Annotated in this window: 23 protein-coding genes and 2 tRNA genes; 2 read left to right on the plus strand and 23 right to left on the minus strand. The window is 62.6% G+C overall.

The window, feature by feature from the left end:
* Position 1: 1 nt before the first annotated feature.
* The 6 genes from infB to SCL_RS10065 all read right to left on the minus strand — a co-directional run bounded on the left by infB (position 2) and on the right by SCL_RS10065 (position 5,999).
* Entirely contained in the window at positions 2 to 2,458 is a 2,457-nt protein-coding gene (gene infB / locus SCL_RS10040; protein ID WP_096361090.1) for a translation initiation factor IF-2, read from the minus strand.
* 142 nt (positions 2,459 to 2,600) lie between these two features.
* Positions 2,601 to 4,100, minus strand: coding sequence for a transcription termination factor NusA (gene nusA / locus SCL_RS10045; RefSeq protein ID WP_096361935.1), 1,500 nt, complete (start codon positions 4,098 to 4,100; stop codon positions 2,601 to 2,603).
* A 30-nt stretch (positions 4,101 to 4,130) separates the two neighbouring features.
* Entirely contained in the window at positions 4,131 to 4,586 is a 456-nt protein-coding gene (gene rimP / locus SCL_RS10050) for a ribosome maturation factor RimP (RefSeq protein ID WP_096361936.1), read from the minus strand.
* Between the two features lie 163 nt (positions 4,587 to 4,749).
* Positions 4,750 to 4,826 (minus strand) — tRNA-Met (locus tag SCL_RS10055).
* Positions 4,827 to 4,934: 108 nt separating this feature from the next.
* The gene (locus SCL_RS10060; protein ID WP_096361091.1) at positions 4,935 to 5,690 is read right to left on the minus strand and encodes a hypothetical protein; all 756 of its coding nucleotides are present in this window, start codon (positions 5,688 to 5,690) and stop codon (positions 4,935 to 4,937) included.
* Between the two features lie 36 nt (positions 5,691 to 5,726).
* Complete coding sequence (locus tag SCL_RS10065) at positions 5,727 to 5,999, minus strand: cupin domain-containing protein (RefSeq protein ID WP_096361937.1); 273 nt, start codon at positions 5,997 to 5,999, stop codon at positions 5,727 to 5,729.
* 227 nt (positions 6,000 to 6,226) lie between these two features.
* Between SCL_RS10065 and SCL_RS10070 the strand changes: the two genes are divergently transcribed.
* Positions 6,227 to 7,621 carry an MFS transporter gene (locus tag SCL_RS10070; RefSeq protein WP_096361092.1) on the plus strand — a complete coding sequence of 465 codons (1,395 nt, stop codon included), beginning with the start codon at positions 6,227 to 6,229 and terminating at the stop codon, positions 7,619 to 7,621.
* A 19-nt stretch (positions 7,622 to 7,640) separates the two neighbouring features.
* On the opposite strand, the gene SCL_RS10075 is transcribed toward SCL_RS10070, so the two are convergent.
* Positions 7,641 to 8,876, minus strand: a complete 1,236-nt coding sequence (locus SCL_RS10075; protein WP_096361093.1) for an anion transporter — start codon at positions 8,874 to 8,876, stop codon at positions 7,641 to 7,643.
* A gap of 349 nt (positions 8,877 to 9,225) precedes the next feature.
* Between SCL_RS10075 and SCL_RS10080 the strand changes: the two genes are divergently transcribed.
* Positions 9,226 to 9,465 carry a hypothetical protein gene (locus SCL_RS10080; protein WP_096361094.1) on the plus strand — a complete coding sequence of 80 codons (240 nt, stop codon included), beginning with the start codon at positions 9,226 to 9,228 and terminating at the stop codon, positions 9,463 to 9,465.
* 72 nt (positions 9,466 to 9,537) lie between these two features.
* On the opposite strand, the gene nuoN is transcribed toward SCL_RS10080, so the two are convergent.
* The 16 genes from nuoN to secG form a co-directional block, all read right to left on the minus strand.
* On the minus strand, positions 9,538 to 10,983 hold the full coding sequence (gene nuoN / locus SCL_RS10085; protein ID WP_096361095.1) for an NADH-quinone oxidoreductase subunit NuoN: 1,446 nt from the start codon (positions 10,981 to 10,983) through the stop codon (positions 9,538 to 9,540).
* 7 nt (positions 10,984 to 10,990) lie between these two features.
* Entirely contained in the window at positions 10,991 to 12,469 is a 1,479-nt protein-coding gene (locus SCL_RS10090; RefSeq protein ID WP_096361096.1) for an NADH-quinone oxidoreductase subunit M, read from the minus strand.
* Between the two features lie 3 nt (positions 12,470 to 12,472).
* Positions 12,473 to 14,422 (minus strand): NADH-quinone oxidoreductase subunit L, encoded by a 1,950-nt coding sequence (nuoL, locus tag SCL_RS10095; protein WP_172426080.1) that lies wholly within the window; start codon positions 14,420 to 14,422, stop codon positions 12,473 to 12,475.
* Between the two features lie 22 nt (positions 14,423 to 14,444).
* Entirely contained in the window at positions 14,445 to 14,750 is a 306-nt protein-coding gene (gene nuoK, locus SCL_RS10100) for an NADH-quinone oxidoreductase subunit NuoK (protein ID WP_096361098.1), read from the minus strand.
* Positions 14,751 to 14,782: 32 nt separating this feature from the next.
* The gene (locus tag SCL_RS10105) at positions 14,783 to 15,388 is read right to left on the minus strand and encodes an NADH-quinone oxidoreductase subunit J (protein WP_096361099.1); all 606 of its coding nucleotides are present in this window, start codon (positions 15,386 to 15,388) and stop codon (positions 14,783 to 14,785) included.
* Positions 15,389 to 15,501: 113 nt separating this feature from the next.
* Positions 15,502 to 15,993, minus strand: coding sequence for an NADH-quinone oxidoreductase subunit NuoI (gene nuoI, locus SCL_RS10110; protein ID WP_197702596.1), 492 nt, complete (start codon positions 15,991 to 15,993; stop codon positions 15,502 to 15,504).
* An 18-nt stretch (positions 15,994 to 16,011) separates the two neighbouring features.
* Positions 16,012 to 17,088, minus strand: coding sequence for an NADH-quinone oxidoreductase subunit NuoH (nuoH, locus tag SCL_RS10115; protein ID WP_096361100.1), 1,077 nt, complete (start codon positions 17,086 to 17,088; stop codon positions 16,012 to 16,014).
* Positions 17,085 to 19,505, minus strand: a complete 2,421-nt coding sequence (gene nuoG / locus SCL_RS10120; protein WP_096361101.1) for an NADH-quinone oxidoreductase subunit NuoG — start codon at positions 19,503 to 19,505, stop codon at positions 17,085 to 17,087. Before nuoG ends, nuoH begins: the two co-directional genes overlap by 4 nt.
* Positions 19,502 to 20,788, minus strand: coding sequence for an NADH-quinone oxidoreductase subunit NuoF (gene nuoF / locus SCL_RS10125; protein WP_096361102.1), 1,287 nt, complete (start codon positions 20,786 to 20,788; stop codon positions 19,502 to 19,504). Before nuoF ends, nuoG begins: the two co-directional genes overlap by 4 nt.
* Positions 20,789 to 20,791: 3 nt before the next feature.
* Complete coding sequence (gene nuoE / locus SCL_RS10130) at positions 20,792 to 21,298, minus strand: NADH-quinone oxidoreductase subunit NuoE (protein WP_172426081.1); 507 nt, start codon at positions 21,296 to 21,298, stop codon at positions 20,792 to 20,794.
* Complete coding sequence (locus tag SCL_RS10135) at positions 21,298 to 22,551, minus strand: NADH-quinone oxidoreductase subunit D (protein ID WP_096361104.1); 1,254 nt, start codon at positions 22,549 to 22,551, stop codon at positions 21,298 to 21,300. The genes nuoE and SCL_RS10135 overlap by 1 nt, the downstream gene beginning before the upstream one ends.
* Positions 22,552 to 22,555: 4 nt before the next feature.
* Positions 22,556 to 23,161, minus strand: coding sequence for an NADH-quinone oxidoreductase subunit C (locus tag SCL_RS10140; protein WP_096361105.1), 606 nt, complete (start codon positions 23,159 to 23,161; stop codon positions 22,556 to 22,558).
* Between the two features lie 19 nt (positions 23,162 to 23,180).
* Positions 23,181 to 23,657: a NuoB/complex I 20 kDa subunit family protein gene (locus SCL_RS10145; protein WP_096361106.1), complete on the minus strand. Its 477-nt coding sequence runs from the start codon at positions 23,655 to 23,657 to the stop codon at positions 23,181 to 23,183.
* Positions 23,658 to 23,797: 140 nt separating this feature from the next.
* Entirely contained in the window at positions 23,798 to 24,154 is a 357-nt protein-coding gene (locus SCL_RS10150; protein WP_096361107.1) for an NADH-quinone oxidoreductase subunit A, read from the minus strand.
* A gap of 225 nt (positions 24,155 to 24,379) precedes the next feature.
* Positions 24,380 to 24,464: transfer RNA gene (locus tag SCL_RS10155), tRNA-Leu, on the minus strand.
* A 62-nt stretch (positions 24,465 to 24,526) separates the two neighbouring features.
* Positions 24,527 to 24,874, minus strand: a complete 348-nt coding sequence (secG, locus tag SCL_RS10160) for a preprotein translocase subunit SecG (RefSeq protein WP_096361108.1) — start codon at positions 24,872 to 24,874, stop codon at positions 24,527 to 24,529.
* Between the last annotated feature and the right edge of the window lie 14 nt (positions 24,875 to 24,888).

Below are 24,888 nucleotides of genomic sequence, written 5' to 3' on the forward strand. Positions count from 1 at the left end.
ATTACAGGGTCCGGGCGACCTCGACGCGCTCGAAGACCTCGATCTGGTCGCCGACCTTGACGTCGTTGTAATTCTTGACGGCGATGCCGCATTCGAGTCCGGCCTTGACCTCACCGGCGTCGTCCTTGAAGCGGCGCAGGGATTCGAGCTCGCCTTCGAAAACCACCACGTTGTCGCGCAGCACGCGGATCGGGCGATTGCGTTTCACCACCCCTTCGACCACGTAGCAGCCGGCGACGGCGCCCATCTTGGGTGAGCGGAACACGTCGCGTACCTCGGCCAGTCCCAGCATCTGCTCCTTGATCTGGGGACTGAGCATGCCGCTCATGGCGGCCTTGACCTCTTCCACCGCGCTATAAATGACGTTGTAGTAATGCACGTCCACACCCTGATGTTCGATTATCTTGCGTGCAGCGCTGTCGGCGCGCACGTTGAAGCCGATGATGACGGCATTCGACGCCACCGCCAGGTTCACGTCCGATTCGGTGATGCCGCCGACCATGCCGTGCACCACCTTGACCTTCACTTCGGGTGTGGAAATCTTCTCGAGCGCGACCGTGAGCGCTTCGATGGAGCCCTGCACGTCGGCCTTGATGATGAGATTGAGGGTCTTGGCCCCTTCGTCCTCTTTCAGCTGCTCGAACACGTCGGACAGTTTCGCCGCCTGCTGGCGCGCGAGCTGCACGTCCTTGAACTTGCCCTGGCGGTAGAGCGCGATCTCGCGCGCCTTGCGCTCGGATTCGACCACCATGACTTCCTCGCCGGCGCTCGGCACGCCGGACAGGCCCTGGACTTCAACCGGGATCGAGGGTCCGGCATCTTTGATCTGCCGGCCTTTCTCGTCGAACATGGCGCGCACGCGCCCGTATTCGCGGCCGGCGAGAATCACGTCGCCCTTGCGCAGCGTGCCGCGTTGCACCAGCACCGTGGCCACCGGACCGCGCCCCTTGTCGAGACGCGCCTCCACCACCAGACCCGCGGCGGGGCCGGTCTTGGGGGCTTTCAGTTCCAGCACCTCGGCCTGCAGCAAAACGGCCTCGAGCAGCTTGTCGATGCCTTCGCCGGTCTTGGCGGAGACGTTCACAAATATTTCACTGCCGCCCCATTCCTCGGCAACGACTTCGTGTTTGGTGAGTTCCTGGCGTACGCGATCGGGTTGCGCCTCGGGTTTGTCGATCTTGTTCACCGCCACCACCAGTGGCACCTTGGCGTTGCGCGCGTGATGCACCGCCTCGACCGTCTGCGGCATGACGCCGTCGTCGGCCGCCACCACCAGAATAACGATATCGGTGGCCTTGGCGCCGCGGGCACGCATGGCGGTAAAGGCCTCGTGGCCGGGCGTGTCCAGGAAAGTGACGACGCCCCGGGGTGTCTCCACGTGATAGGCGCCGATGTGCTGGGTGATGCCGCCGGCCTCGCCCGAGGCCACCTTGGCCTTGCGGATGTGATCGAGCAGCGAGGTCTTGCCGTGATCGACGTGACCCATGACGGTGACGACGGGCGGGCGCGGCTCGGCCTCCGCGGCGGCTTCGGCCGTGGGCGCGGCAAGCAGATCTTCGGGAGAACTCGGCTTGGCTTCCTTGACGACGTGGCCCAGTTCCTCGACCACGAGCGTGGCGGTGTCGCGGTCGAGCACCTGGTTGATCGTGACCATCGTGCCCATTTGCATGAGCACCTTGATGACCTCGGCCGCCTTGATGGACATCTTCTGGGCCAGTTCGGCCACGGTGACGGTTTCGGGCAGCGCCACTTCATGCACGATCGGCGCAGTGGGCCGCTCGAAACCGTGCTGACCGGTAACGCTGGTAACGACCGGCCGGCTGGAAACATGTTTGACCTTGCGCCGCAGCTTCTTGCCGGCCGCCAGATGCAGCTGGCCGCGCTCGCGCTCTTCGAGTTTCTCCAGCCGTTCTTTCTTGCCCTTGTGCGGCTTCTTCACTTCTTTGGCCGGCGCTGCCGGCGCGGGCTTGATGGCGGGTTTCGCCGCCGGTGGCGCCGGTTCGACCTTCGGCGCCGCGGGAATTTCCGCCACCGGGGCCTCGGCCACCGGCGCGCTCACCGGGGCTTCCGCCAGGCTCGGTGCCGCTACCGCCGCCTCGACCGGCTCTTCGACCGGTGCCTCTTCCGTCGGGGCAGGCACTTCCTCGACGGCCGTGCGCTTGATGAAGGTGCGTTTCTTGCGCACCTCGACCTGCACCGTGCGGCTGGCGCCGGTGCGCGTGCTCTGGATGACCTGGCTGGTGGATTTGCGCTTGAGCGTGATCTTCTTCTTGGCCGCGCTTTCATCGCCGCCGCCGTGACTGGCGCGCAGGTAATGAAACAGCTTTTCCTTTTCGTCGTCGCTCAGCGCGTCGTCCGCGCTTTTGGCCGCGATGCCGGCGGCGTCGAGCTGGCGCAGCAGCGTCTCGGGCGGGATGCCGATCTGGTCTGCGAAGCCTTTTATCGTGATTTGCGTCATAAGCCTTCAATAATATGAGATCAAACCGCCAAGGCGCCAAGGTCGCCAGGAAAAGCAATATAGATATGAAAAATCTTGGCGTTCTTGGCGTCTTGGCGGTTCAAAATCTTATTCATTTCATCGAGTCCCTGAAAACGGGCGCTTATCCCGCCTGCTGGCCCTCGAACCACGGCGCGCGCGCCGTCATGATCAGCTCGCTGGCGCGTTCCGGCGTCATGCCCTCGATCTCGAGCAGGTCGTCCACCGCCTGTTCCGCCAGCTCTTCCATGGTCTTGATGCCGCGGGCGGCCAGCAGATGCGCGGTGTTCTCATCCATGCCCTGCATTTCGAGCAGATCCTGGGCCGGCTCGGCCAGGCTGATCTTCTCTTCCTGGGCAATGGCCTTGGTCAGCAGCAGGTCACGCGCGCGGTTGCGCAGCTCGTCCACCAGTTCGTCGTCGAATTCCTCGATGGCGAGCAGTTCCTGCTTCGGCACGTAGGCGATCTCGTCGAGATTGGTGAAACCCTCCTGCACCAGCACCGTGGCGACGTTTTCGTCCACCGCCAGCTGATCCATGAACAGCTTGATGGCGTTGGCCGCTTCCTGAGTGCCTTTTTCCTGGGCCGTCTGCTCGGTCATGATGTTCAGCTCCCAGCCGGTCAGCTCGGAGGCCAGGCGTACGTTCTGGCCGCTGCGGCCGATGGACTGGGACAACTGCTTCTCGTCCACGATCACGTCCATGCTGTGCGACTCCTCGTCCACCACGATGGACTGCACTTCCGCGGGCGCGAGCGAGTTGATCACGAACTGCGCCGGATTTTCCGACCACAGGATGATGTCCACGCGCTCGCCGCCGAGTTCGTTCGACACGCTTTGCACGCGCGAGCCGCGCATGCCGACGCAGGCGCCGATGGGATCGATGCGCGCATCGGAGGAGCTCACTGCGATCTTGGCGCGCAGCCCCGGGTCGCGCGCCGCGCCGTGAATGGTGATCAGGCCTTCGCCGGCTTCGGGAACCTCGAGCTTGAACAGCTCAACGAGCAGCCTGGGCGCCACACGCGACAGGAACAGTTGCGGGCCGCGCGGCACGGATTTGACCTCTTCCAGCAGGGCGCGGATGCGATCGCCCGGACGCAGGCCCTCGCGTGGAATCATGGTGTTCTTGGAGAGCAGCGCTTCGGCGTTGCCGAGGTCGACGATGGCGTCGCCGCGCTCCAGGCGCTTGACCACGCCCGTGACCATCTCGCCCTGGCGGTCCTTGTAGAGGTTGACGATCTGCTCGCGCTCGGCCTCGCGCACCTTCTGCATGATGACCTGCTTGGCCGCCTGCGCCGCGATGCGGCCGAACTCGACCGGCTCCAGCGGGGACTCGATGAATTCGCCGGCTTGGATGCCGGGCTTGATGGCCTGGGCCTCGGTCAGCTTGTACTGGCGGTCGGGGAACTCGACTACCTCGGTTTCGTCGGGAATGACTTCCCAGCGGCGGAAGGTGTCGTAGGCGCCGGTGTCGCGATGGATCGCAACGCGCGCGTCGATGTCGCCCTTGTGACGCTTGCGCGTGGCGGTGGCCAGGGCCGCTTCGAGCGCCTGGAAAATGATTTCCTTGTCGACGCCTTTTTCGCGCGACACGGCATCCACGATAATCAGTACTTCGTTGCCCATCATAAATTACTCTCCCGTCACGCCCGCCGTTCAGAACCGGGGCACCAGTCGTGCCCGCTCCATGTCATCGAACGCCAGGCTGAAACTCTCTTTGTCCACTTCCACCACGACATGGTCCGTCGCCACTTCCACCAGCCTGCCGGAGAAGTTGCGCCGTCCCAGCACCGGCTGCTGCATCTTGACCTTGACGGTCTCGCCGACGAAGCGCCGGAAATCCTCCGGCTTGACCAGCGGCCGGTCGAGGCCGGGTGAAGACACCTCCAGGGTGTACTGCCCCGGCAGCGGGTCCTCGACATCCAGCAGCGCGGACAACTGCCGGCTCACTTTGGCGCAGTCGTCCACGTTCACGCCCCGGGGGCTGTCTATATATACCCGCAACGTGGGGCTGTGGTGGCTGCCGGCCATTTCCACATCCACGAGCTCGAATCCCATGGCGCTGACACCGGGCTCCAGCAGCTTGCGCAAATCCGCCCGCGTCGTCTGCATATTTTCCAGTCCCATAAAACACAAAGTGGGCGCGCGGCCCACTTCTTGTTACTTGCTCTTGATACGGCTGAATCCCGGCTGGATTATAAGCACTTCCCGCGGGTTCGGAAAGTAGCCGCGAAATCCGGAATAAAAAGGCCCCGGAGGGGCCGAATCACAAAATTGGTAGCGGGGGCAGGATTTGAACCTGCGACCTTCGGGTTATGAGCCCGACGAGCTGCCAGACTGCTCCACCCCGCAGCAGGACGCGAAGTCTAACGGCGGAACTGGATTAATTCAAGGAAATATAGGTACTTAACCGATCACTAATGTTCGGTTTTATGACGACGGCTCGTGCCGGCGTGAATATCAGACAGATATTTTGTCCGTGGCGGCAGGCTGGCGCTGCCGCAGGGCGTCAACGCAATAGATATAGGCGATCCAGCCGAGGATTCCGCTGATCAGGCTTGCCAGGGCATTGAACAAAATCGGGCCGTCGGCGGGCAGAAATCCCGCCGCCAGCGCGGGCACGAGCACCATCAGCGCCAAAAAAACAGAATGCGACAACCTGGTCCAGGCAATGCGCAGCGCGGCCTTGAGGCCGGACAGCAGCCGGAACTCCCGCTGCACGAACACCAACGGCAGCCAGTAGACGAAGACGAAGGCCAACATGCCCGTCATGGGACCAAAATACGTCGTGAGCGTTTGCGTCAGGGCCTCGAGGTTCGAGCCTGTCAGCAACAAGGCCACGAGCACCAGCACATTCATGACCACGGCAAACAACAGGCCGGCCTTGAGCAGCAGCCACACAAACGCGGCAAAAACCGCCTTGCCTGCCCGGATGACTTCGCCAACCGGCAAGGCCTCCCGTCCCTGCGACAGGGCCTGAAACGCACCCGCCTGCAGATAGAAGAACAGCATCAAGGCCATGGCAGTCAGGAAAATGGCCAGCATCGACAGCAGCGGTGCGGCGTCCTCGGGCACGCGCCATTGCAGCATGAACATCAGCAGCAGCTGTGCCGCCAGCACGAACCAGATGCCCGGGCTGAGCACGGCGCGGACCATGGCATGCAGCCTGAGCTCACCCTCGGTACGCACGGGAATATCGCGAATAACTTCCTGCATCAGTCAGGTAATCGGGAACGGGGGATTATTGGAAATTTAACCGAAGTTATAGTGTTTCCTGACCGGGCTCAGGATCTCCCAGGTACAGGACAGGCCGGCGGGAAACGAAACCAGATCGTTTTCCGTTATTTTCACCGGCTCGCCGCCGTCCGGCGTCACGATCGCCTCGCCTTCGAGGATATAGCAGGTTTCCTTCTGATCGTATTTCCAGGGGAACCTGGACACTTCCTTGTCCCAGATCGGCCAGTCATAGACGCCGATGACATCGAGTTTCATGGGCGATGGATCGTGTTCAACGTGGATTTGCATCATGGGGTCTCGGCTTCTCTTCCTGGCGCGGTAAGCAGTCCATTTTACGTCGGCAGGCCGAACCCCGGCAACGCATGCGCCGGTGGCGCCTGATCGGTCTCTCCGCGCAGTTCGTCGGGTCGGACGTGCAGCGGACATTGGATGCAAAAACAGCGTCTATACTCAATATTGATAAAACCCCGTGAAAGGCAGACACGGCCCGATTCTGCCGCCGTGAGCTGTCGAGCGTGAGCCTCCCGCGTTTTTCCAAGGACCTGCGTACCGACCAGTCGCTGCGACACTCGGTACGCGACGGTGTGGCCTATTCCGTCATGGCCGGCGCCGGCGAGCACTATCTCTCCGCCTACGCCCTGTTCCTCAAGGCCACGACCGCCCAGATCTCCTGGCTCGCCGCCTTCCCCTCGCTGATCGGATCGTTCGCGCAACTGTTCTCGGCCTGGCTGGCAAGCCGCCTCGGCCGGCGCAAGGGCATCATCCTGTTCGGCGTGGCGCTGCAGACCCTCATGTGGCTGCCGATCATCTGGCTGCCCTATTTCTTTCCGGCGCATGCCGTGGCCACTCTCATCGTCTGCGTCACGCTGTATTTCGCCGGCGGCCATCTGGCCGCGCCGGTGTGGAACAGCCTCATGGGTGATCTCGTGCCGGAACGGCGACGCGGGCGTTTCTTCGCGCGCCGCACCTGGCTCATGAGCATGATGCATTTCCTGGCGCTGGTCGGCGCCGGGTTGCTGCTGCACGGATTCGAAACGACGCAACGCGTGCGGCTCGGATTCATGCTGCTGTTCACCCTGGCGGCGCTGGCACGGCTCTACTCCGCCACCCAGCTCGCGCGCATGCACGATCCCGGCCGTGTTCCCGCGCCCATCGACTGGCCGGCGCTGCCCGGACTGTGGCAGCGGATGCGCGGGTCGGATTGCGCGCGCTTCAGCTTTTTCTTCGCCGCCATGCAGTTCGCGGTGGCGATCGCGTCACCGCTCTTCGTGGTTTACATGCTGCGTGATCTCGGCTTCTCCTATCTCCAGTACATGATGTCCACGGCGCTCGCGGTACTGGCGCAGGTCGGCAGCCTGCGCATGTGGGGCCGGCTGGGCGACATTTTCGGCAACCGCGTCATTCTCAGAGTCACCGGCTCCGTGATCCCGGTTTTCCCCTTGCTGTGGCTGGTCTCCCCCAACTTCGCCTACGTCGCGGTGCTGCAGATGTTCGGCGGGGTTTTCTGGGCCGGCTTCAGCCTGAGCGCCACCAACTACCTGTACGATTCCGTCGCCCCCGAGCGCCGCGCGGCCTACAGCGCGGTGCATAACGTGTTCGCCAGCCTCGCTGTCTTCGCCGGCGCTCTGCTCGGCGGTTTCCTGAGTCTGGTGGTTCCGGAAAGCTTCACGCTGTTCGGCAGCACCTGGCGCTGGACCAGCAGCCTGTGGGGCGTGCTGGTGGTGTCGAGCCTGGCCCGTGGCATCGTGGCCTTGTCGCTGGCACCGACCCTGCGCGAGGTGCGCGAGGTGCGCCGGCTCACGGCCGTGGGGCTGATGTGGCGGGTGGCGCGGTTCAACGCGCTGGCGGAACTGATCTTCGGCATGCTGGCGTTCACCCGCCGGCGCCTGCGCTCCTCCGGCCCGGCCTGATCCGGGCTACCGGCCCGCTTTACACCAGAAAAATCCAGTAGACCAGCGCATTCACCAGCGTCAGGGGGATGCCGACGCGCGCGAATTCAACGAAGCCCAGGGTGTGGCCGGTTTTGCGCTCGGCGTTCTGGATGATGATGATGTTGCTGGCCGCTCCCAGAATGAAAAGATTTCCCGCGATGGTCGAGCCGGCCGCGAGCGCCAGCAGTTCCGGCGTACCGGCGCCGCTATGCATGAGCAGCGGCAGGTAAAGCGCCACCAGCGGGACGTTGGATATCAGCTGGCTCAACAGCACGCTGACCGGAAGAATCGCGCCCATCGAAGCCACATCGAGATTCCAGCGCGCCAGCAGCGACTGGAAAAATCCCGAATCCCAGACGCTTTCCATGAGCACGAACATGGCCGCGAAGAACACCAGCGTGCGCCAGTCGATATGGCGCAGAATCAGAAACCGTTTTGCGCTGAACAGCAGGATGGGCGCGGCGGCGATCAGGGCGATCCAGGTCAGCCGGAAATTCACCTGCGGCAGCACGAACGCCAGCGCCACCTTGAAGGCAACGAGGAGCATCATCAGGATCAGCGACAAGCGCGCCAGTTGCGCCAGTCGCGGATCGCGCAATTCCTGCCGCGTGTGCACCAGTGCCTCGCCGTGAAAGCTCTCGTGATAGAAAAACCTGAGGATGAAAAACGCCGCCAGCAGGTTGATGGCCGTCGGCAGCGCCAGATACCGGAAAAACTCCACGAACGGGTTTTGCATCCGCCCGTAAATGGATATCAGCAGGTTCTGGGGGTTGCCGATCGGGCTCATGACGCTGCCCAGGGTCACGGCAAAGGCCAGTGCCAGCAGCAGAACCTTGGGTGACATGCGGTGCTGTTTCGCCAGCAACAGGACCAGCGGCGTGCCGATGATCGCCAGCGTGTCGTTCATCAGGAAGGCCGAGGCGAATCCGGCGCCGAACAGGATGGCCAGAATCAGGCCATCGGCGGTCCTGGCGCGCCGGAAGATTTTATGGGAGAGATGAAACAGGTAGCCGCTCTCTTCCAGCGCCTGCCCGACCACGAATACCCCGAAGAGAAACAGCATCACGTCCAGGTCGATGGCGCGCAGCGCCTGCGCGGGACCGATCTGGCCCGTGACCAGCACCGCCACGGCCCCAAGCAGCATGATCTGCCACAGCCCGAAGTGGAAATTACCTATGCGGCGCACGGCGATCAGCGTGAATACACCCAGCAGGACGATAATGGAAATGTACATGCCTGGTGCCGCGATGACCGGGTTCTTCTTCGGGCGGAATAGCCGGCGCCCATCATATTGAAAATCCACCGGTGGGCAACCGCCGGCCGGGAAGCCTTCCGCCGCCTCGCCCCGCCGGCAAGTCCACATTTTTTGGACAAAATCGCCGACGGGTGCTAAAAATAACGACAGCGGTATTCTTCGAGCCAGGGACGGCTGTACTCCTCCGAGCCAGCCGGTCCGCGACCCGGGACCTGCCGCCAGTCCGCGATCCTGCCGCATTTGTCACGTGCCCCTGTTCCCCGGGGTCCACGGACATTTATGGTAATGGCGCCTTCAAGTGGAATCTTTGCAAGGACGGAATGGAATCATGAACACGCATCGCATCACCGCCATGGCCATGGCCGTGGCACTCAACGGATTCGCGCACACGCTTGCGGCGGAAGAGAATATTCCGGCGATCCCCGCGGATGACACGCTTCAGCAGAACGTTTCCGAACAGAAGCAGGAAACCGAAATCCTGATCTCGGAGTCCGAGATGCCGGCGCAAACTGTTTCGCAACCGGCCGACAATTTGCTGAGTGACCTCAAGGTTTATCCTTCTTTCTGATTCCTGAGTTTCAGGAACACCAAAACAAAAAAGCCCCATACGGGGCTTTTTTGTTTTGCGCCGCATCGAGATTCAGGTCAATGCCTGTATCGCCTGCCGGCACAGCTCCATGATAGTGCCCACCCACGGCAACACGCCGACCAGCAGCAGCGCGTTGATACCCAGCAACACCTGCATGTCGCGGCCGGCGCGGATCGGGGTCTTCTCCGTGGCGTCGTCGAAGTACATGAGCTTGATCACGCGCAGGTAGTAGTAGGCGCCGATGACGGCGAACAGCACCGCTACGACAGCGAGGGGGATCATGCCGGCCTTGATGACGGACTGGATCACCAGCAGCTTGGCGTAGAAACCCACCGTCGGCGGCACACCCGCCATGGACAGCATCAGCAGCAGCATCAGGAACGCATGCCACGGGCTGCGCTGGTTGAGCCCCTTGAAATCCTCGAGCCGCTCGGCCTCGAAGCCGGAACGCGACAACAGGATGATCATGCCGAAGGCGCCGGCGCTCATCACCGCGTAGACCAGGATATAGAACAGCGAGGAACTGTAGCCGTTCGGCTCCACGCTCAGGATGCCGAGCAGGAAGAAGCCCATGTGCGAGATCGAGGAATACGCCAGCATGCGCTTGATGTTGTCCTGCGCGATGGCAATGATGTTGCCGATGGCCATGGACAGCACCGTGATGATGATCAACATGGTCTGCCACGAGCCCGCGAGCGGCTCGAGCCCGCCGACCAGCAGGCGCAGGAACAGGGCGAAGGCCGCCAGCTTCGGGGCCGTGCCCACGTACAGCGCCACGGCCGTGGGCGCGCCGTGGTACACGTCCGGCACCCACATGTGGAACGGCACCGCGCCGACCTTGAAGGCCAGCCCGGCGATGACGAAAACCAGGCCGAAAATGAGAATAATGTTGTCGGGTGACATCTTGCCGATGGCCCGGGAAACCGCGGCGATTTCGAGGCTGCCGGTCGCGCCATAAATCATGGACATGCCGTAGAGCAGCATGCCGGAGGCAATGGCGCCGAGCACGAAATATTTCATCGCCGCTTCGGTGGCGGTGCCGGAATTACGCTGGAACGCGATCATGGCGTAGAGCGACAGCGACATCAGCTCGAGACCCAGATACAGCGTGAGGAAATGGCTGGCCGAGGCCATGACCATTACGCCCACCACGCCGAACAGGCCGAGCACGAAATACTCGCCGCGATACATGCCGCGATCGCGCAGATACTCGCGCGAATAGGCGAAGACGAAGAAAGTGATGGCATAGGTGCCCAGCTTCAGCAGATCCGCCAGGTTGTCAGCGACGAACATGCCGTTGAAGGTAAACACCGGTGCGACAGCGGCCAGCTTCAGCGTCAGCACGGCGGCGCCGGCCAGGGTCGCCTGCGTCAGCCAGTAGGAAACCGCGCGCATCCGCTCCGACAGGAACAGATCGATCACCAGGATCGCGCAGGCCATCGAGAACACGAAGATCTCGGGCATAGCGGGCAGCATGTCAGGGGTGACGAATTTCATCGGTTGATCACAGTTTTGTTACCGTCGTTTGTTGCAACAGGTGCTCGACCGAGGCGTGCATCACGTCGAGGAACGGATACGGCCACAGGCCCATCACCAGCACGGCCAGCGCCAGCAGCGAAAGAAACACCACCTCACGCGAATTGACGTCCGTCAGCCCGCCGACCTTGTCGCTGGTCACGGCGCCGAAAATGACGCGCTTGTACATCCACAGCGTGTAGGCCGCGCCGAATACCAGCGTGGTGGCGGCGGCCAGGGCGTACCAGACATTGACCTGGAACGCGCCCAGGATCACCAGCAGTTCACCCACGAAACCGGAAGTCCCGGGCAGGCCGGCGTTGGCCATGGCGAACAGCATCATGAAGGCGGCAAACACCGGCATGCGATTGGCCACGCCGCCGTAATCTTTGATCATGCGCGAGTGCAGACGGTCATACAGCACGCCCACGCACAGGAACAGCGCGCCGGAGACGAAGCCGTGCGAGATCATTTGCACGATGCCGCCCTCGATACCCTGCGTGTTGAATATGAAAAACCCCAGGGTCACGAAGCCCATGTGCGCGATCGAGGAATAGGCGATGAGCTTTTTCATGTCTTCCTGCACCAGCGCCACCAGGCCGATGTACACGACCGCGATGAGCGAGAGCGTGATCATCAGCCAAGCCAGCTCGTGTGAGGCGTCCGGCAGGATCGGCAGCGAAAACCGCAGGAAACCGTAGGCGCCCATTTTCAGCATGATGGCGGCCAGGACCACGGAGCCGCCCGTGGGCGCCTCGACATGCGCGTCCGGCAACCAGGTGTGCACCGGCCACATCGGCACCTTCACCGCAAAGGCCGCGAGGAAGGCCAGGAAAATGAGAATCTGGGCGTTGAGCCCCAGCTTGGTGTCATGCCAGGCGAGAATGTCGAAGCTGCCGGCCTGGTAATAAAGATAAATGAAGGCCACCAGCATCAGCACCGAACCCAGAAAGGTGTAAAGAAAGAACTTGATGGTGGCGTACACCCGGTTCGGCCCGCCCCAGAGGCCGATGATGATGAACATCGGCACCAGCATGGCCTCCCAGAAGACGTAGAACAGGATGCCGTCCAGCGCGCTGAACACGCCGATCATGAGACCTTCCATGATGAGGAACGCGGCGTGGTACTGCGCCACTTTCTTCTCGATCACCTTCCAGGCGGAGATGACGACCAGCACCGTGGTGAAACTGGTGAGCAGGATCAGCAGCAGCGAGATGCCGTCGATGCCAAGGCGGTAACGGATGCTGAAGGCCTCGATCCAGGCGTAGTCCTCGACGAACTGCATCGCGTGGGTGCCGTGGTTGAAACCGGTGTACAGCGGCAGCGTCACGAGGAAGGTCAGCACCGCGACCACCAGGCTCAGCTGGCGCGCATAATCGGCGTTGCGGTCGCTGCCGGTGGCAAGCACCGCGATGCCGCCGAAGATCGGCAGCCAGGTGGCAAGGCTCAGGACGTGTTCGGCGAGCATGGTTTATCGATGCAGGAAGAAAGTTATCAGCAGGAACAGTCCCAGGATCATGGCGAACGCATAGTGATACACGTAGCCGGACTGGATGCGGCGGATGACGCCGGATACCCATCCGATCATGCGCGCGGTGCCGTTCACCGCCAGGCCGTCGATCAGCTTCACGTCGCCGATTTTCCAGAACAGCCGCCCGATGGCGCGCGCGCCGCCGGCGAACACGAATTCATTGAACTCGTCCACGAAATACTTGCGCAGCAGCAGCGTGTAGATCGCACCGGCCTTCTCGCGCACGCGCCCGGGGAGATGCGGCAGGCGCACGTACATGAACCAGGCCGTGACGATGCCCGCCACCGCCAGCAGGAACGGCGCCGATTGCAGGCCATGGGCGATGAAGGGACCGATGCCGGCATAGTGCTCTCCGATCTGCCGGACCACATCATGCGCCGGCAGCACCTTGATGGACTCGGCGAAGAAACCGCCGAACACCACCGGGTCGAGGAACAGGAAACCGGCCAGGAGCGAGGGAATCGCCAGCAGGATGAGCGGGATCGTCACCACCCAGGGCGACTCCTCCACGTGCTTGAGCGTATGCTCGTCCATGCGCGGCTTGCCGTAATAGGTCAGGAACAGCATGCGGAAGGTGTAGAACGCCGTGACGAACACGCCCGTCAGGACGGCGAAATAGGCGAAACCGCTGCCGGGCAGACTGGATTCATGCACCGCCTCGATGATCATGTCCTTGGAAAAGAACCCGGCGAAAGGCGGAATGCCCGCGAGCGCCAGCGAACCGATCCAGGTGGTGACGAAAGTGATCGGCATGCGCCGCTTGAGGCCGCCCATCTTGCGCAGGTCCTGCTCGTGGTGCAGCGCAATGATGACCGAGCCCGCCGCCAGGAACAGCAGCGCCTTGAAGAAGGCGTGCGTCATCAGGTGGAAAATGCCGACGCTGTAGGCCGAGGCGCCGAGCGCGACCATCATGTAACCGAGCTGGGACAGCGTGGAATACGCCACCACGCGCTTGATGTCGTTCTGCACCATGCCGACGAAGGCCATGGACAGCGCCGTGATCGCGCCGATCACGAGTATCACCGACAACGCGGTTTCCGACAGTTCGTACAACGGCGACATGCGCGCCACCATGAACACGCCGGCGGTCACCATGGTGGCCGCGTGGATCAGGGCCGAGATCGGCGTCGGACCTTCCATCGAGTCCGGCAGCCACACGTGCAGCGGCACCTGCGCCGATTTGCCCATGGCGCCGATGAACAGCAGGATGCCGATGAGCGTCATGAGGCTCCAGTCGACGCCCGGCAGCACCTGGATCGTCTTGGCCGCCATCTGCGGGGCGATGGCGAACACGGCGGCGTAATCCAGCGTGTTGAAGGTCATGTAGACCGCCGCGATGCCGAGCAGGAAGCCGAGGTCGCCGACGCGGTTGACGAGAAAGGCCTTGAGCTGGGCGTAGGTGGCGGAGTCGCGCGTGTACCAGAAGCCGATCAGCAGGTAGGACATCAGGCCGACCGCCTCCCAGCCGAAGAACAGCTGGAGGAAGTTGTTCGACATCACCAGCATCAGCATGGCGAAGGTGAACAGCGCGATATAGCTGAAGAAGCGCTGGTAGCCGGGATCGTCGTGCATGTAGCCGATGGTGTAGATGTGCACGCACAGCGACACGAAGGTGACGACCACCATCATGAGCGCCGTCAGCGGATCGATCAGGAACCCGACCTCCAGCGGAATGCCGGCGGAGACGCCCCAGGTATACACCGGCCCGTTAAAGTGGTTCCCCGCCAGCACGTCCGGCAGCACGACGAAGGCCGACAGCGCGAAGGCCACGGCCACGCCCATGATCGTCACGCTGTGCGCGCCGATGCGCCCGATTTTCCAGCCGAACAGGCCAGCGAGCAGCGCGCCCGCGAGGCAGGACAGCGGAATCGCGAGATAGATCAGTTCCATGGAAATGCCGTCCTGCATCGCATTACCCCTTGAGCTCGCTCAGGTCTTCGACATTGATGCTGTTCCGGTTGCGGAACACCACCACCAGAATGGCCAGTCCGATGGCCGACTCGGCCGCCGCCACGGTCAGGATGAAAAACACGAAAACCTGGCCGGAGATATCGCCGAGATAATGCGAGAACGCGATGAAATTCAGATTCACGGCCAGCAACATGAGCTCGATGGCCATGAGCAGGATGACCAGATTCTTGCGGTTGAGAAAAATCCCGACCACGCTGAGGGAAAACAGGATGGCCCCGAGAATCAGGTAATGCGACAACGGTATCATCGTTCCCCTTCCCCTTTCGATGCTCTCATGGCTCAGCTTTTCTTTTCCGCGCGCATCTTGACGATGCGCATGCGCGTGTGCCGATCGATATTGATCTGTTGCGACGGATCCTGGTATTTGCTGTCCTTGCGGCGGCGCAGGGTCAGCGCAATGGCTGCGACGATGGCCACCAGCAGGATGCCAGCCGCGATCTCGAACGGGTAGACGTAAACCGTGTACAGCAGCCGCCCCAGTTCACGGGTGTTGCTGTGATCCGCCGGCAGCGAGCCCGGGTCGGGCATCTGCTTCAGCCCGAACTGGTCGGTGCTCAGGACAATGCTCATTTCGAGCACCAGCAGCACCGCCACCAGCCCGCCGATCGGGAGGTACTCGCCGAACCCCTCGCGCAGACGCACCAGATTGAGATCCAGCATCATGACCACGAACAGGAACAGCACCATGACCGCGCCGACGTACACCAGCACCAGCACGATGGCGAGAAACTCCGCCTGCAACAGCAGCCACAGCCCGGCGGCGCTGACGAACGCCAGCACCAGGAACAGCGCCGCCTTCACCGGATTACGCACGGTGATCACCATGGTGGCGGCGAACACCAGGATCGTGCCGAAGAAGTAAAAAATTAATTGCTTAAATTCCATATGATCACTCGCCGCAAAGACGCAAAGAGCGCAAAGGAAGTTGAAAATCAAAAACAAAATCTGTTGTTCTCATTTTTTCTTTGCGTTCTTCGCGCCTTTGGGGCAAAAAATTATTATCTATACTTCGCGTCGGTCGCGCGGTCTTCCGCCAGCTGTTTCTCGTACTTGTCGCCGATCGCCAGCAGCTGGTCCTTGTGAATCACGTTCTCGCCGCGATTCTCGAAATGAAACTCGAAAAGCCGGGTTTCGACGATGGAGTCCACCGGACAGGATTCCTCGCAGAATCCGCAGTAAATGCACTTGAACAGGTCGATGTCGTAACGCGTGGTGCGGCGCGTGCCGTCGGCGCGCACCTCCGACTCGATGGTGATCGCCGCCGCCGGGCACACCGCCTCGCACAGCTTGCAGGCGATGCAGCGTTCCTCGCCATTGGGATAGCGGCGCAGCGCATGCAGGCCGCGGAAACGCGGGCTCATCGGCGTTTTCTCTTCCGGATACTGAATTGTGAACTTGCGCGCGAACAAATGGCGCCCGGTCACCATGAGCCCCTTCAGAAGCTCATAGAGGAAAAACGTGTTCAGCTGCCGTTTGATTGCCTTCAGCATGGTCTTTATCTCTTCCACTCAGTGGAAGACAAACCCCCAGGGCGTAAGAAACATGACGCCGCCCATCACGCCGATCCACACCAGCGTCACCGGAATGAACACCTTCCAGCCGAGACGCATGATCTGGTCGTAACGATACCGCGGAAACGTGGCACGGAACCACAGGAACAGGAACAGAACGAAACTGATCTTGAACAGCAGCCAGTGAATGCCGTTGCCGAGCACGGTGCCGATGACGGGGGTGGCCAAAATCCCGGCGGGCAGGCCCTCGAACGGCGACAGCCAGCCGCCCAGGAACATGACCGACGTCAGCGCCGCGATCAGGATCATGTTGGCATACTCGGCCAGGAAGAAGATGGCGAAGGCCATGCCGGAATACTCGACGTGGAAGCCGGCGACGATCTCGGACTCGCCTTCGGCCACGTCGAACGGGGCGCGGTTGGTTTCCGCCACGCCGGAGATGAGATACACCATGAACAGCGGCAATAGCGGCAGCAGGTACCAATGATGCGGACCGCCGCTCTGCGCCAGCACGATCTCGCGCAGGTTCAGGCTGCCGGCCGCCATCAGCACGCCCACCAGCGCGAAGCCCATGGCGATCTCGTAGGCCACGATCTGGGCCGCGGAACGCAGACTGCCGAGGAAGGCATACTTCGAGTTCGACGCCCAGCCGGCGATGATGACGCCATACACGCCCATGGACGTCAGCGCCAGGACGTACAGCAGACCGGCGTCGATGTTCGTGAGCCACATCTTGTCGGTGAACGGAATCACCGCCCACGCCGCCAGCGCCGGCGCGAAGGACATGATCGGCGCGAACACGAACAGATAGCGGCTTGATTTGGCCGGGATGATGATTTCCTTGACCAGCAGTTTCACCGCGTCGGCCAGCGGCTGGAGCCAGCCCTTGGGGCCGACACGGTTCGGGCCGATGCGCACCTGCATGTAGCCGATGATCTTGCGTTCGGCGTAGGTGAGGTAGGCCACGCACAGCAGCAGCGGCACGAGAATAATGAGAATCTTGCCGAGATTGACCAGCGCGATCTGCGACCAGCCCGGAAACCAGTTCCAGAATTCGATCAGCAGGGTGCTCATGAGGCCACCTTCAGGGTCGCCGGACCGTGCGCGCCCAGCATGGCGGTCTCCGGATAACCGGCGGGGACCAGCACGCAGCCGTCCGGCACGCGCTCATCCAGCACCAGATCGAGACGCGCGACGCCCTGCACCATGACGACCTGCACGCTCTCGCCGCCATGGAAACCGAGCTTGCCGGCCTGCGCCGCATTCAGGCGCGCCGAAGGCTTCGGGTTGTCGGCGGTTTTTTGCAGCGCGGGCGCGCGCCGCGCGATGGGATCGACCGTATATATAGGTACTTCCGCCAGGCGCATGAGCTGGCCGGACGCGGGCGTCATCGCCAGATCCTCCGGCGGCGGGACAAACGCGGGCGCCGCCGTGGCAGCCACCGGCTGATGCAGCTCCTGTCGTACTTCCCCAATGTCCGAGTGCTCGAACCCGGGCAGGCCCATGAGGTTCCCCAGCATACGCAGGATTTTCCAGCCCGGCCGCGACTCGCCGAGCGGCGCGGCAGCCGCCGCGAACGGCTGTGACCGGCCCTCGATGTTGACGAAGCTGCCATCAGTCTCGGTAAACGGCGCCAGCGGCAGCCACACGCTCGCGTATTCCACGGCGCGCGTGCGATACGGCGAGGGCTTGAAGCTGGTCAGCATCACCACGAAATCCGCCGCCTGCATCGCCGCGGCAGCGGCCGCGCCGTCGAGGCAATCGAATTCCGGCTCAACGCCGAACAATAAATAAGCCTTGCGCGGCTGACGCAGCATGTCCAGCGCGTGCCGGCCCCGGGTGGCGGAATTTCCCGCCACGCTGCGGTGCGGCACGCAGCCGGCGAGCCAGGCGCCCACGGCATTGGCCTCGGGCAGCTGGCCGAATTTTGCACCGGACGATTCGGCGATGAATTGCGCCAGAGCACGCAGCGTCGCTGCCTGCGGATGACCGAGCGCAAAGCTTCCGAGCAGGATCGAGGCATTCTTGCCCTGATGCAGGGCCTGGGCCATGGCCTGCTCCGCCGCTCCGGGCTTGATGTCGCCGAAACGCGGCTTCAGCGAAGCCGGCAGGGAAGAATTTTTCAGCGCCGCCATGGCATTGGCGACCCCGGCCAGCGCGCGCAGCATCTCGGACGGCGCGCCGACCACCCGTCCCGCGAGCTTGTAGTTGAAATCGTAATCCAGCGGATTGATGGCAAAGATTTTCGCGCCCTTGAGCGCGGCCTTGCGCAGCCGCAGGTTGAGCAACGGCTGGTCCTTGCGCGGGTTGGCGCCGACCAGCAGCGCGGCATCGAGGCCTTCCAGCTCCGCGATCGGCCGTCCCAGCGCCGGCGCGACGGGAGCGGCAGCGTCGTCGCTGAAATCCATCTGGCGCAGGCGGTGATCCACGCTGCCGCTGCCGAGCGCGCGCACCAGTTTCTGCAACAGATAGAACTCTTCCGAGGTGGAAATGGGCGAAGCCAGCGCGCCCAGGCCGTCGGGCCCGTGTGCTTCCAGCGCCTTGCGCAGTCCCGCGGCCGTGAACTCCAGGGCCGTGGTCCAGTCGGTCTCTTCCCATTCGGTCCCGCGCCGGATCATCGGAACCCGCAGGCGGTCTTCGCCGTTCAGGGCTTCGTAACTGAAGCGGTCGCGATCCGCCAGCCAGCATTCATTGATCGCCTCGTTGACGCGCGGCAATACGCGCATCACGTTCCCGCGACGCGTCTGCACGATGATATTCGCGCCGACACAATCGTGCGGGCTGACTGAGGCATGATCCTGCAGCTCCCAGGTGCGGGCGCTGAAGCGGAACGGCTTGGAAGTCAGCGCGCCGACCGGGCACAGGTCGATGACGTTGCCGGACAATTCGGAGTCCACGCTGCGGTCGAGGAAGGTGCGGATCTCCGTGTGTTCGCCGCGGCCCAAGCCGCCGAATTCCATGACGCCGGCGATTTCCTCGCCGAAGCGCACGCAGCGGGTGCAGTGGATGCAGCGCGTCATTTCGGTGGCGATCAGCGGCCCGATGTCCTTGTCCTTGACGATGCGCTTCATTTCGGCGTAACGCGAGGCGTCCTTGCCATAGCCCACCGCCAGGTCCTGCAGCTCGCACTCGCCGCCCTGGTCGCAGATTGGGCAGTCGAGCGGATGGTTGATCAGCAGAAATTCCATCGTGCCTTTCTGCGCCGCGCGCGCCTTCTCGGAGCGGGTATGCACCACCATCCCGTCCATCACCGGCGTGGCGCAGGCCGGCATGGGCTTGGGCGCCTTTTCCACGTCCACCAGGCACATGCGGCAGTTGGCCGCCACGGACAGCTTGTTGTGGTAACAGAAGCGCGGGATGTAGACGCCGGAGGCGTCGGTGACCTCAATCAGCATCTGGCCCTTGCGCGCCTGGAGCTTGCGGCCATCGACTTCGATGGTGACCGTGTCGGAGGCCGGCGGCGTCTTGATGTCTTTCGGATTGGCGCTCATGCGTGGCTCCCGTGCGTTCCCGGCATGCAACGACGGTGCTCGATGTGGTATTCGAATTCGCTGCGGAAATACTTGATGAAGCTTTTCACCGGCCAGGCCGCGGCGTCGCCGAGCGCGCAGATGGTGCGGCCCTCGATGTTGGAGGCGACGTCCGTGAGCATGTCGAGGTCTTCGGGCCGGCCCTGCCCGTGCTCGATGCGGTGAATCACGCGCGACATCCAGCCAGTGCCTTCGCGGCACGGCGTGCACTGGCCGCAGGATTCCTCGTAATAGAAATGCGCGATGCGCGCCAGCGCGTGCACCATGCAGGTGCTGTCATCCATCACGATCACGCCGCCCGAGCCCAGCATGGAACCGGCCTTGGCCAGCCCGTCATAATCCATGGTCACTTCCATCATGATGCCGGCCGGCAGTACGTTGGCCGAGGAGCCGCCGGGGATGACCGCCTTGAGGTGGTGGCCGTGACGCACGCCGCCGGCCATCTCCAGCAGTTTCGCGAACGGCGTGCCGAGCGGGACTTCATAGTTGCCGGGCTTGTTGACGTGGCCCGACACCGAGAACAGCTTCGGTCCGCCGTTATTCGGCTTGCCGATACCGAGGAACCAGTCGGCGCCCTGGCGGAGGATGTCCGGAACCGAGGCCAGCGTCTCGGTATTATTAATGGTGGTCGGTCGCCCGAACAAACCGTAATTCGCCGGGAACGGCGGCTTGAAACGCGGCTGGCCCTTCTTGCCCTCGATGGATTCGAGCAGCGCGGTCTCCTCGCCGCAAATATAGGCCCCGGCGCCGAGATGAGTATATAAGTCAAAGTCCACACCCGAACCGAGGACGTTCTTGCCCAGCAGACCGGCCGCATAGGCCTCCTGCAGCGCGGCCTCGAACCGTTCATAGGGTTCCCAGAACTCGCCGCGGATGTAGTTGTAGCCCACGGTCGCGCCGATGGCATAACCGGCAATGGCCATGCCCTCGATCAGGGAATGCGGATTGAAGCGCAAGACATCGCGGTCCTTGCACGTGCCCGGCTCGCCCTCGTCGGAATTGCACACGATGTATTTCTGGCCCGGTGTGTTCTTCGGCATGAAGGACCATTTCAGGCCGGTGGAGAAACCCGCGCCGCCGCGGCCGCGCAGCGCCGATTTCTTCAGCTCCTCGATGATTTTCTCGGGCGGCGTCTTTTCCTTCAGAATCTTTTTCCACATCTCGTAACCGCCGCTGCCCTGATACACCGAAAGGCGCCATGGCTGGTCGAGATGCTGATTGCGGAAACAGAGTTCGTTCGCCACGCGTTACTCCAGCTGGTCCAGAATCTGATCCACCTTTTCGGGGGTCAGATTCTCGTGGTAGGTTTTATCGACCATCATCATGGGCGCGCCGGTGCAGGCGCCCAGGCATTCGACTTCCTTCAGCGTGAACTTGCCGCCCGGCGTGGTCTCGCCGGGTTTCACCCCGAGTTTTTTCTGCAGGTGGCTCATGATCCGGTCGGAGCCGTTCAGCAGACAGGAAATATTGGTGCAGACGCAGACCTTGTGGCGCCCTACGGGCTTGAGGTCGTACATGGTGTAGAACGTCGCCACTTCGTGCACCGCGATCGGCGGCATCTCGAGGTATTGCGCCACCGCCTCGATCAGGTCCACCGACAGCCAGCCGCCGTTCTGGTCCTGGGCGATGCGCAGCGCCGCCATCACCGCGGCCTGCTTGCGGTCGGGCGGGTATTTGGCGACCCAGCGGTCGATCTCGGCGCGCGAGGCTTCCGACAGGAGACCAGTCTTGGCGGCCGGCTTGGATTGCGGCATCATCGGTCGATATCCCCGAAAACGATATCCAGGGTGCCGATGATCGCCACCACGTCGGCGATCATGTGGCCGCGACACATCTCGTCCATCGCCGCGAGGTGCGGGAAACCGGCGGTGCGCAGCTTCACGCGATACGGCTTGTTGGCGCCGTCCGACACCAGGTACACGCCGAACTCGCCCTTGGGGTGCTCGATGGTCGCGTACGCCTCGCCCGCCGGGATGCAGTAACCCTCGGTGAACAGCTTGAAGTGGTGGATCAGCGCTTCCATGTCTTCCTTCATTTCCTCGCGGCTCGGCGGCGCGACCTTGTGGTCGCCGGTCATCACCGGTCCGGGGTTGCGGCGCAGCCATTCCACGCACTGGCGGATGATGCGGTTCGACTGGCGCATCTCCTCGACGCGCACGAGATAACGGTCATAACAATCGCCGTTGACGCCGACCGGGATGTCGAAATCGAGGCGGTCATAGACCTCGTAGGGCTGTTTCTTGCGCAGGTCCCACTCCACGCCCGAACCGCGCAGCATCGGGCCGGTAAAGCCGAGCTGCAGGGCGCGCTCCGGCGATACCACGCCGATGCCGACGGTGCGCTGCTTCCAGATGCGGTTGTCGGTCAGCAGGGTTTCATACTCGTCCACGTGCTTGGGGAAACGCTCGGTGAAATCCCAGATGAAGTCGAGCAGCGAGCCCTGGCGATTGGCGTTGAGCCGCTCGAGGTCGGCGGCGCTGCGAAGCTTCGACGGCTGGTATTGCGGCATGGCATCCGGCAGGTCGCGGTACACGCCGCCCGGACGGTAATAGGTGGCGTGCATGCGCGCCCCGGTCGCCGCCTCGTAGATGTCAAACAGGTCCTCGCGCTCGCGGAACGCGTACAGGAACACGGTCATGGCGCCGATATCGAGGGCGTGCACGCCGACCCAGAATATGTGATTCAGCAGGCGCGTGATCTCGTCGAACATCACCCGGATGTACTGCGCGCGCAACGGCGGCTCGACGCCGAGGAGTTTCTCGATGGCGAGCACGTAGGGATGCTCGTTGCACATCATCGACACGTAGTCGAGGCGGTCCATGTAGCCGATGGACTGGTTGTACGGCTTGCACTCGGCCAGTTTTTCGGTGGCGCGATGCAACAGGCCGATATGCGGGTCGGCGCGCATCACCACCTCGCCGTCCAGCTCCAGCACCAGGCGCAGCACGCCGTGGGCCGCCGGATGCTGCGGTCCAAAATTCATCGTGTAATTGCGGATTTCAGCCATGATGCTAACCCTTGGCAAATCCTTCCTCGCGTATGACGCGAGGAACGAGAACACGCGGCTCGATGGATACCGGCTGGTAGACGACGCGCTGTTTCTCGGGATCGTAGCGCATCTCGACCTGGCCGATGAGCGGAAAGTCCTTGCGGAAGGCGTGCCCCACAAAACCGTAATCGGTGAGAATGCGGCGCAGATCCGGATGGCCCTCGAACACAATGCCGAAAAGATCGAAGGCCTCGCGCTCATACCAGTTGGCGCTGTTCCAGATGCCGGTCACGGAGGCGATCAGCGGCATTTCGTCATCCAGCCAGGCGCGCAGCCGGACCCGCCGGTTGTACTTCATTGACAACAGGTGATACACCGCGGCGAACCGCGGGCCCGATCGCGTTCCCGCCGCAGACTCGCGTCCGTACTCGAGATAGTCCACGCCGCACACATCCATCAACTGCGTGAAGGCCAGCGCGGGATCGTCGCGCAAACGCGTGCAGACCGGAATGATTTCCTCGCGCCGCACTTCCAGCGTCAGCTCGCCCAGGTACTCGCGCGCGTCCGTGATCGCCGCGCCGAACAATTCCCGGACGTGTGCGGCAAGGCCCTGATTCGAGTCAGTCATGATCCGGATATCTCGGTCGCTAGCGGGCGATGGTGTTGGTGCGGCGGATCTTGTTTTGCAGCTGGATGATGCCGTACAGCAGGGCCTCGGCCGTCGGCGGGCAGCCCGGAACGTAGACGTCCACCGGCACGATGCGGTCGCAGCCGCGCACCACGGAATAGGAATAATGGTAATAGCCGCCGCCGTTGGCGCATGAACCCATGGAGATCACCCAGCGCGGCTCGGCCATCTGGTCATAGACCTTGCGCAGCGCCGGCGCCATCTTGTTCGTCAGTGTTCCGGCCACGATCATGACATCCGACTGCCGCGGGCTGGGCCGGAAGACGATGCCGAAGCGGTCCATGTCGTAGCGCGCGGCGGCCGCGTGCATCATTTCGATCGCACAACAGGCCAGCCCGAAAGTCATGGGCCAGAGCGAGCCGGTGCGCGCGGCGTTGATGAGCTTGTCCGCCTGCGTGGTGACCCAGCCTTTTTCGAGCACACCTTCAATACTCACGTTGCACCTCAATACGGCTCCTGCCCGCCGCCTCCGAAAAGCCCTGCGAGACAGATGCGAATTGGTGTCGGCGGCCAGCGCCAATTCGCCGGTCGCATCCCGGCGCTTCGCGCCGGGTCCCTGCTCCACGGCTCATGTCGCTACTCCCATTCCAGCGCCCCTTTCTTCCATTCGTAGATGAAACCAACGACCAGGATGCCGAGGAATATCATCATCGAAACAAAGCCGAACAGGCCGATTTCCTGAAGCGCCACTGCCCAGGGAAACAGGAACGCGATTTCAAGGTCGAAAATGATGAACAGGATGGCAACAAGGTAATAACGCACGTCGAACTTCATGCGCGTGTCTTCGAAGGCCTCGAAACCGCACTCGTAGGGGGAAAGTTTGGCGCTGTCCGGACGGTTCGGCCCGAGCGCCCGGCCGGCCAGAATGATGACGCCGCCCATGACCAGAGCGACGCCGATAAAAATCAGAATGGGGAGATAAGCTTGCAGCATCCGGGCCCCAGGGACTTGTCGGCGGACTTCGATCCGCTCATTGATGGTGAATGAGCCGGCGAGTCTAGGCTTTCGCTGCAAAGGATGTCAAGCAAGCGACGGGCTTGCAAACTTATACCCTTCAAAGGGTTAAAACACTTCTGGGGGTATAAAATGCGCCTATTGATACGGCCCGCGCAACCAGCGCGCGCAAGCAACGCGCCGTGCGCGCCAGGAAAAAATTAATGGTGCCGACGGAGAGACTCGAACTCTCACGGCTTTCGCCACTACCACCTCAAGGTAGCGTGTATACCAATTTCACCACGTCGGCATGCGAGAACAGATCCGGTCCAGGACGCACTTCGGCTCTGCGCCCTCTGCGGCATTACTAAACTACTTCGGTACTTCGGGCGCCTTGGGCGCGGCGGGCACATCGCTGGGTGGCGCCGGCGTTTCGGTTTTCACCGGTTGCTCGATGACCACGCTTTTGGTGACGCTGGCCGGCACCGTCTGCTGGGCGTACAACCAGGCCAAGCCCAGGTTGGAAAGGAAAAAGACCGTCCCCAGGATCGCGGTGCTGCGCGTCAGAAAATTTGCCGAACCGCGGCTGCCGAACAGCGTCTGCGAGGCGCCACTGCCGAAAGACGCGCCGATATCCGCGCCCTTGCCCTGTTGCAGCAGGATCAGACCGATCAGCGCCACGGCCGAGATGATGTCAATTACCAGTACCAGATCTCTCATAAATATAACCCTGT

This window comes from Sulfuricaulis limicola (assembly GCF_002355735.1).
GTDB classification, from domain to species: Bacteria; Pseudomonadota; Gammaproteobacteria; order Acidiferrobacterales; family Sulfurifustaceae; genus Sulfuricaulis; species Sulfuricaulis limicola.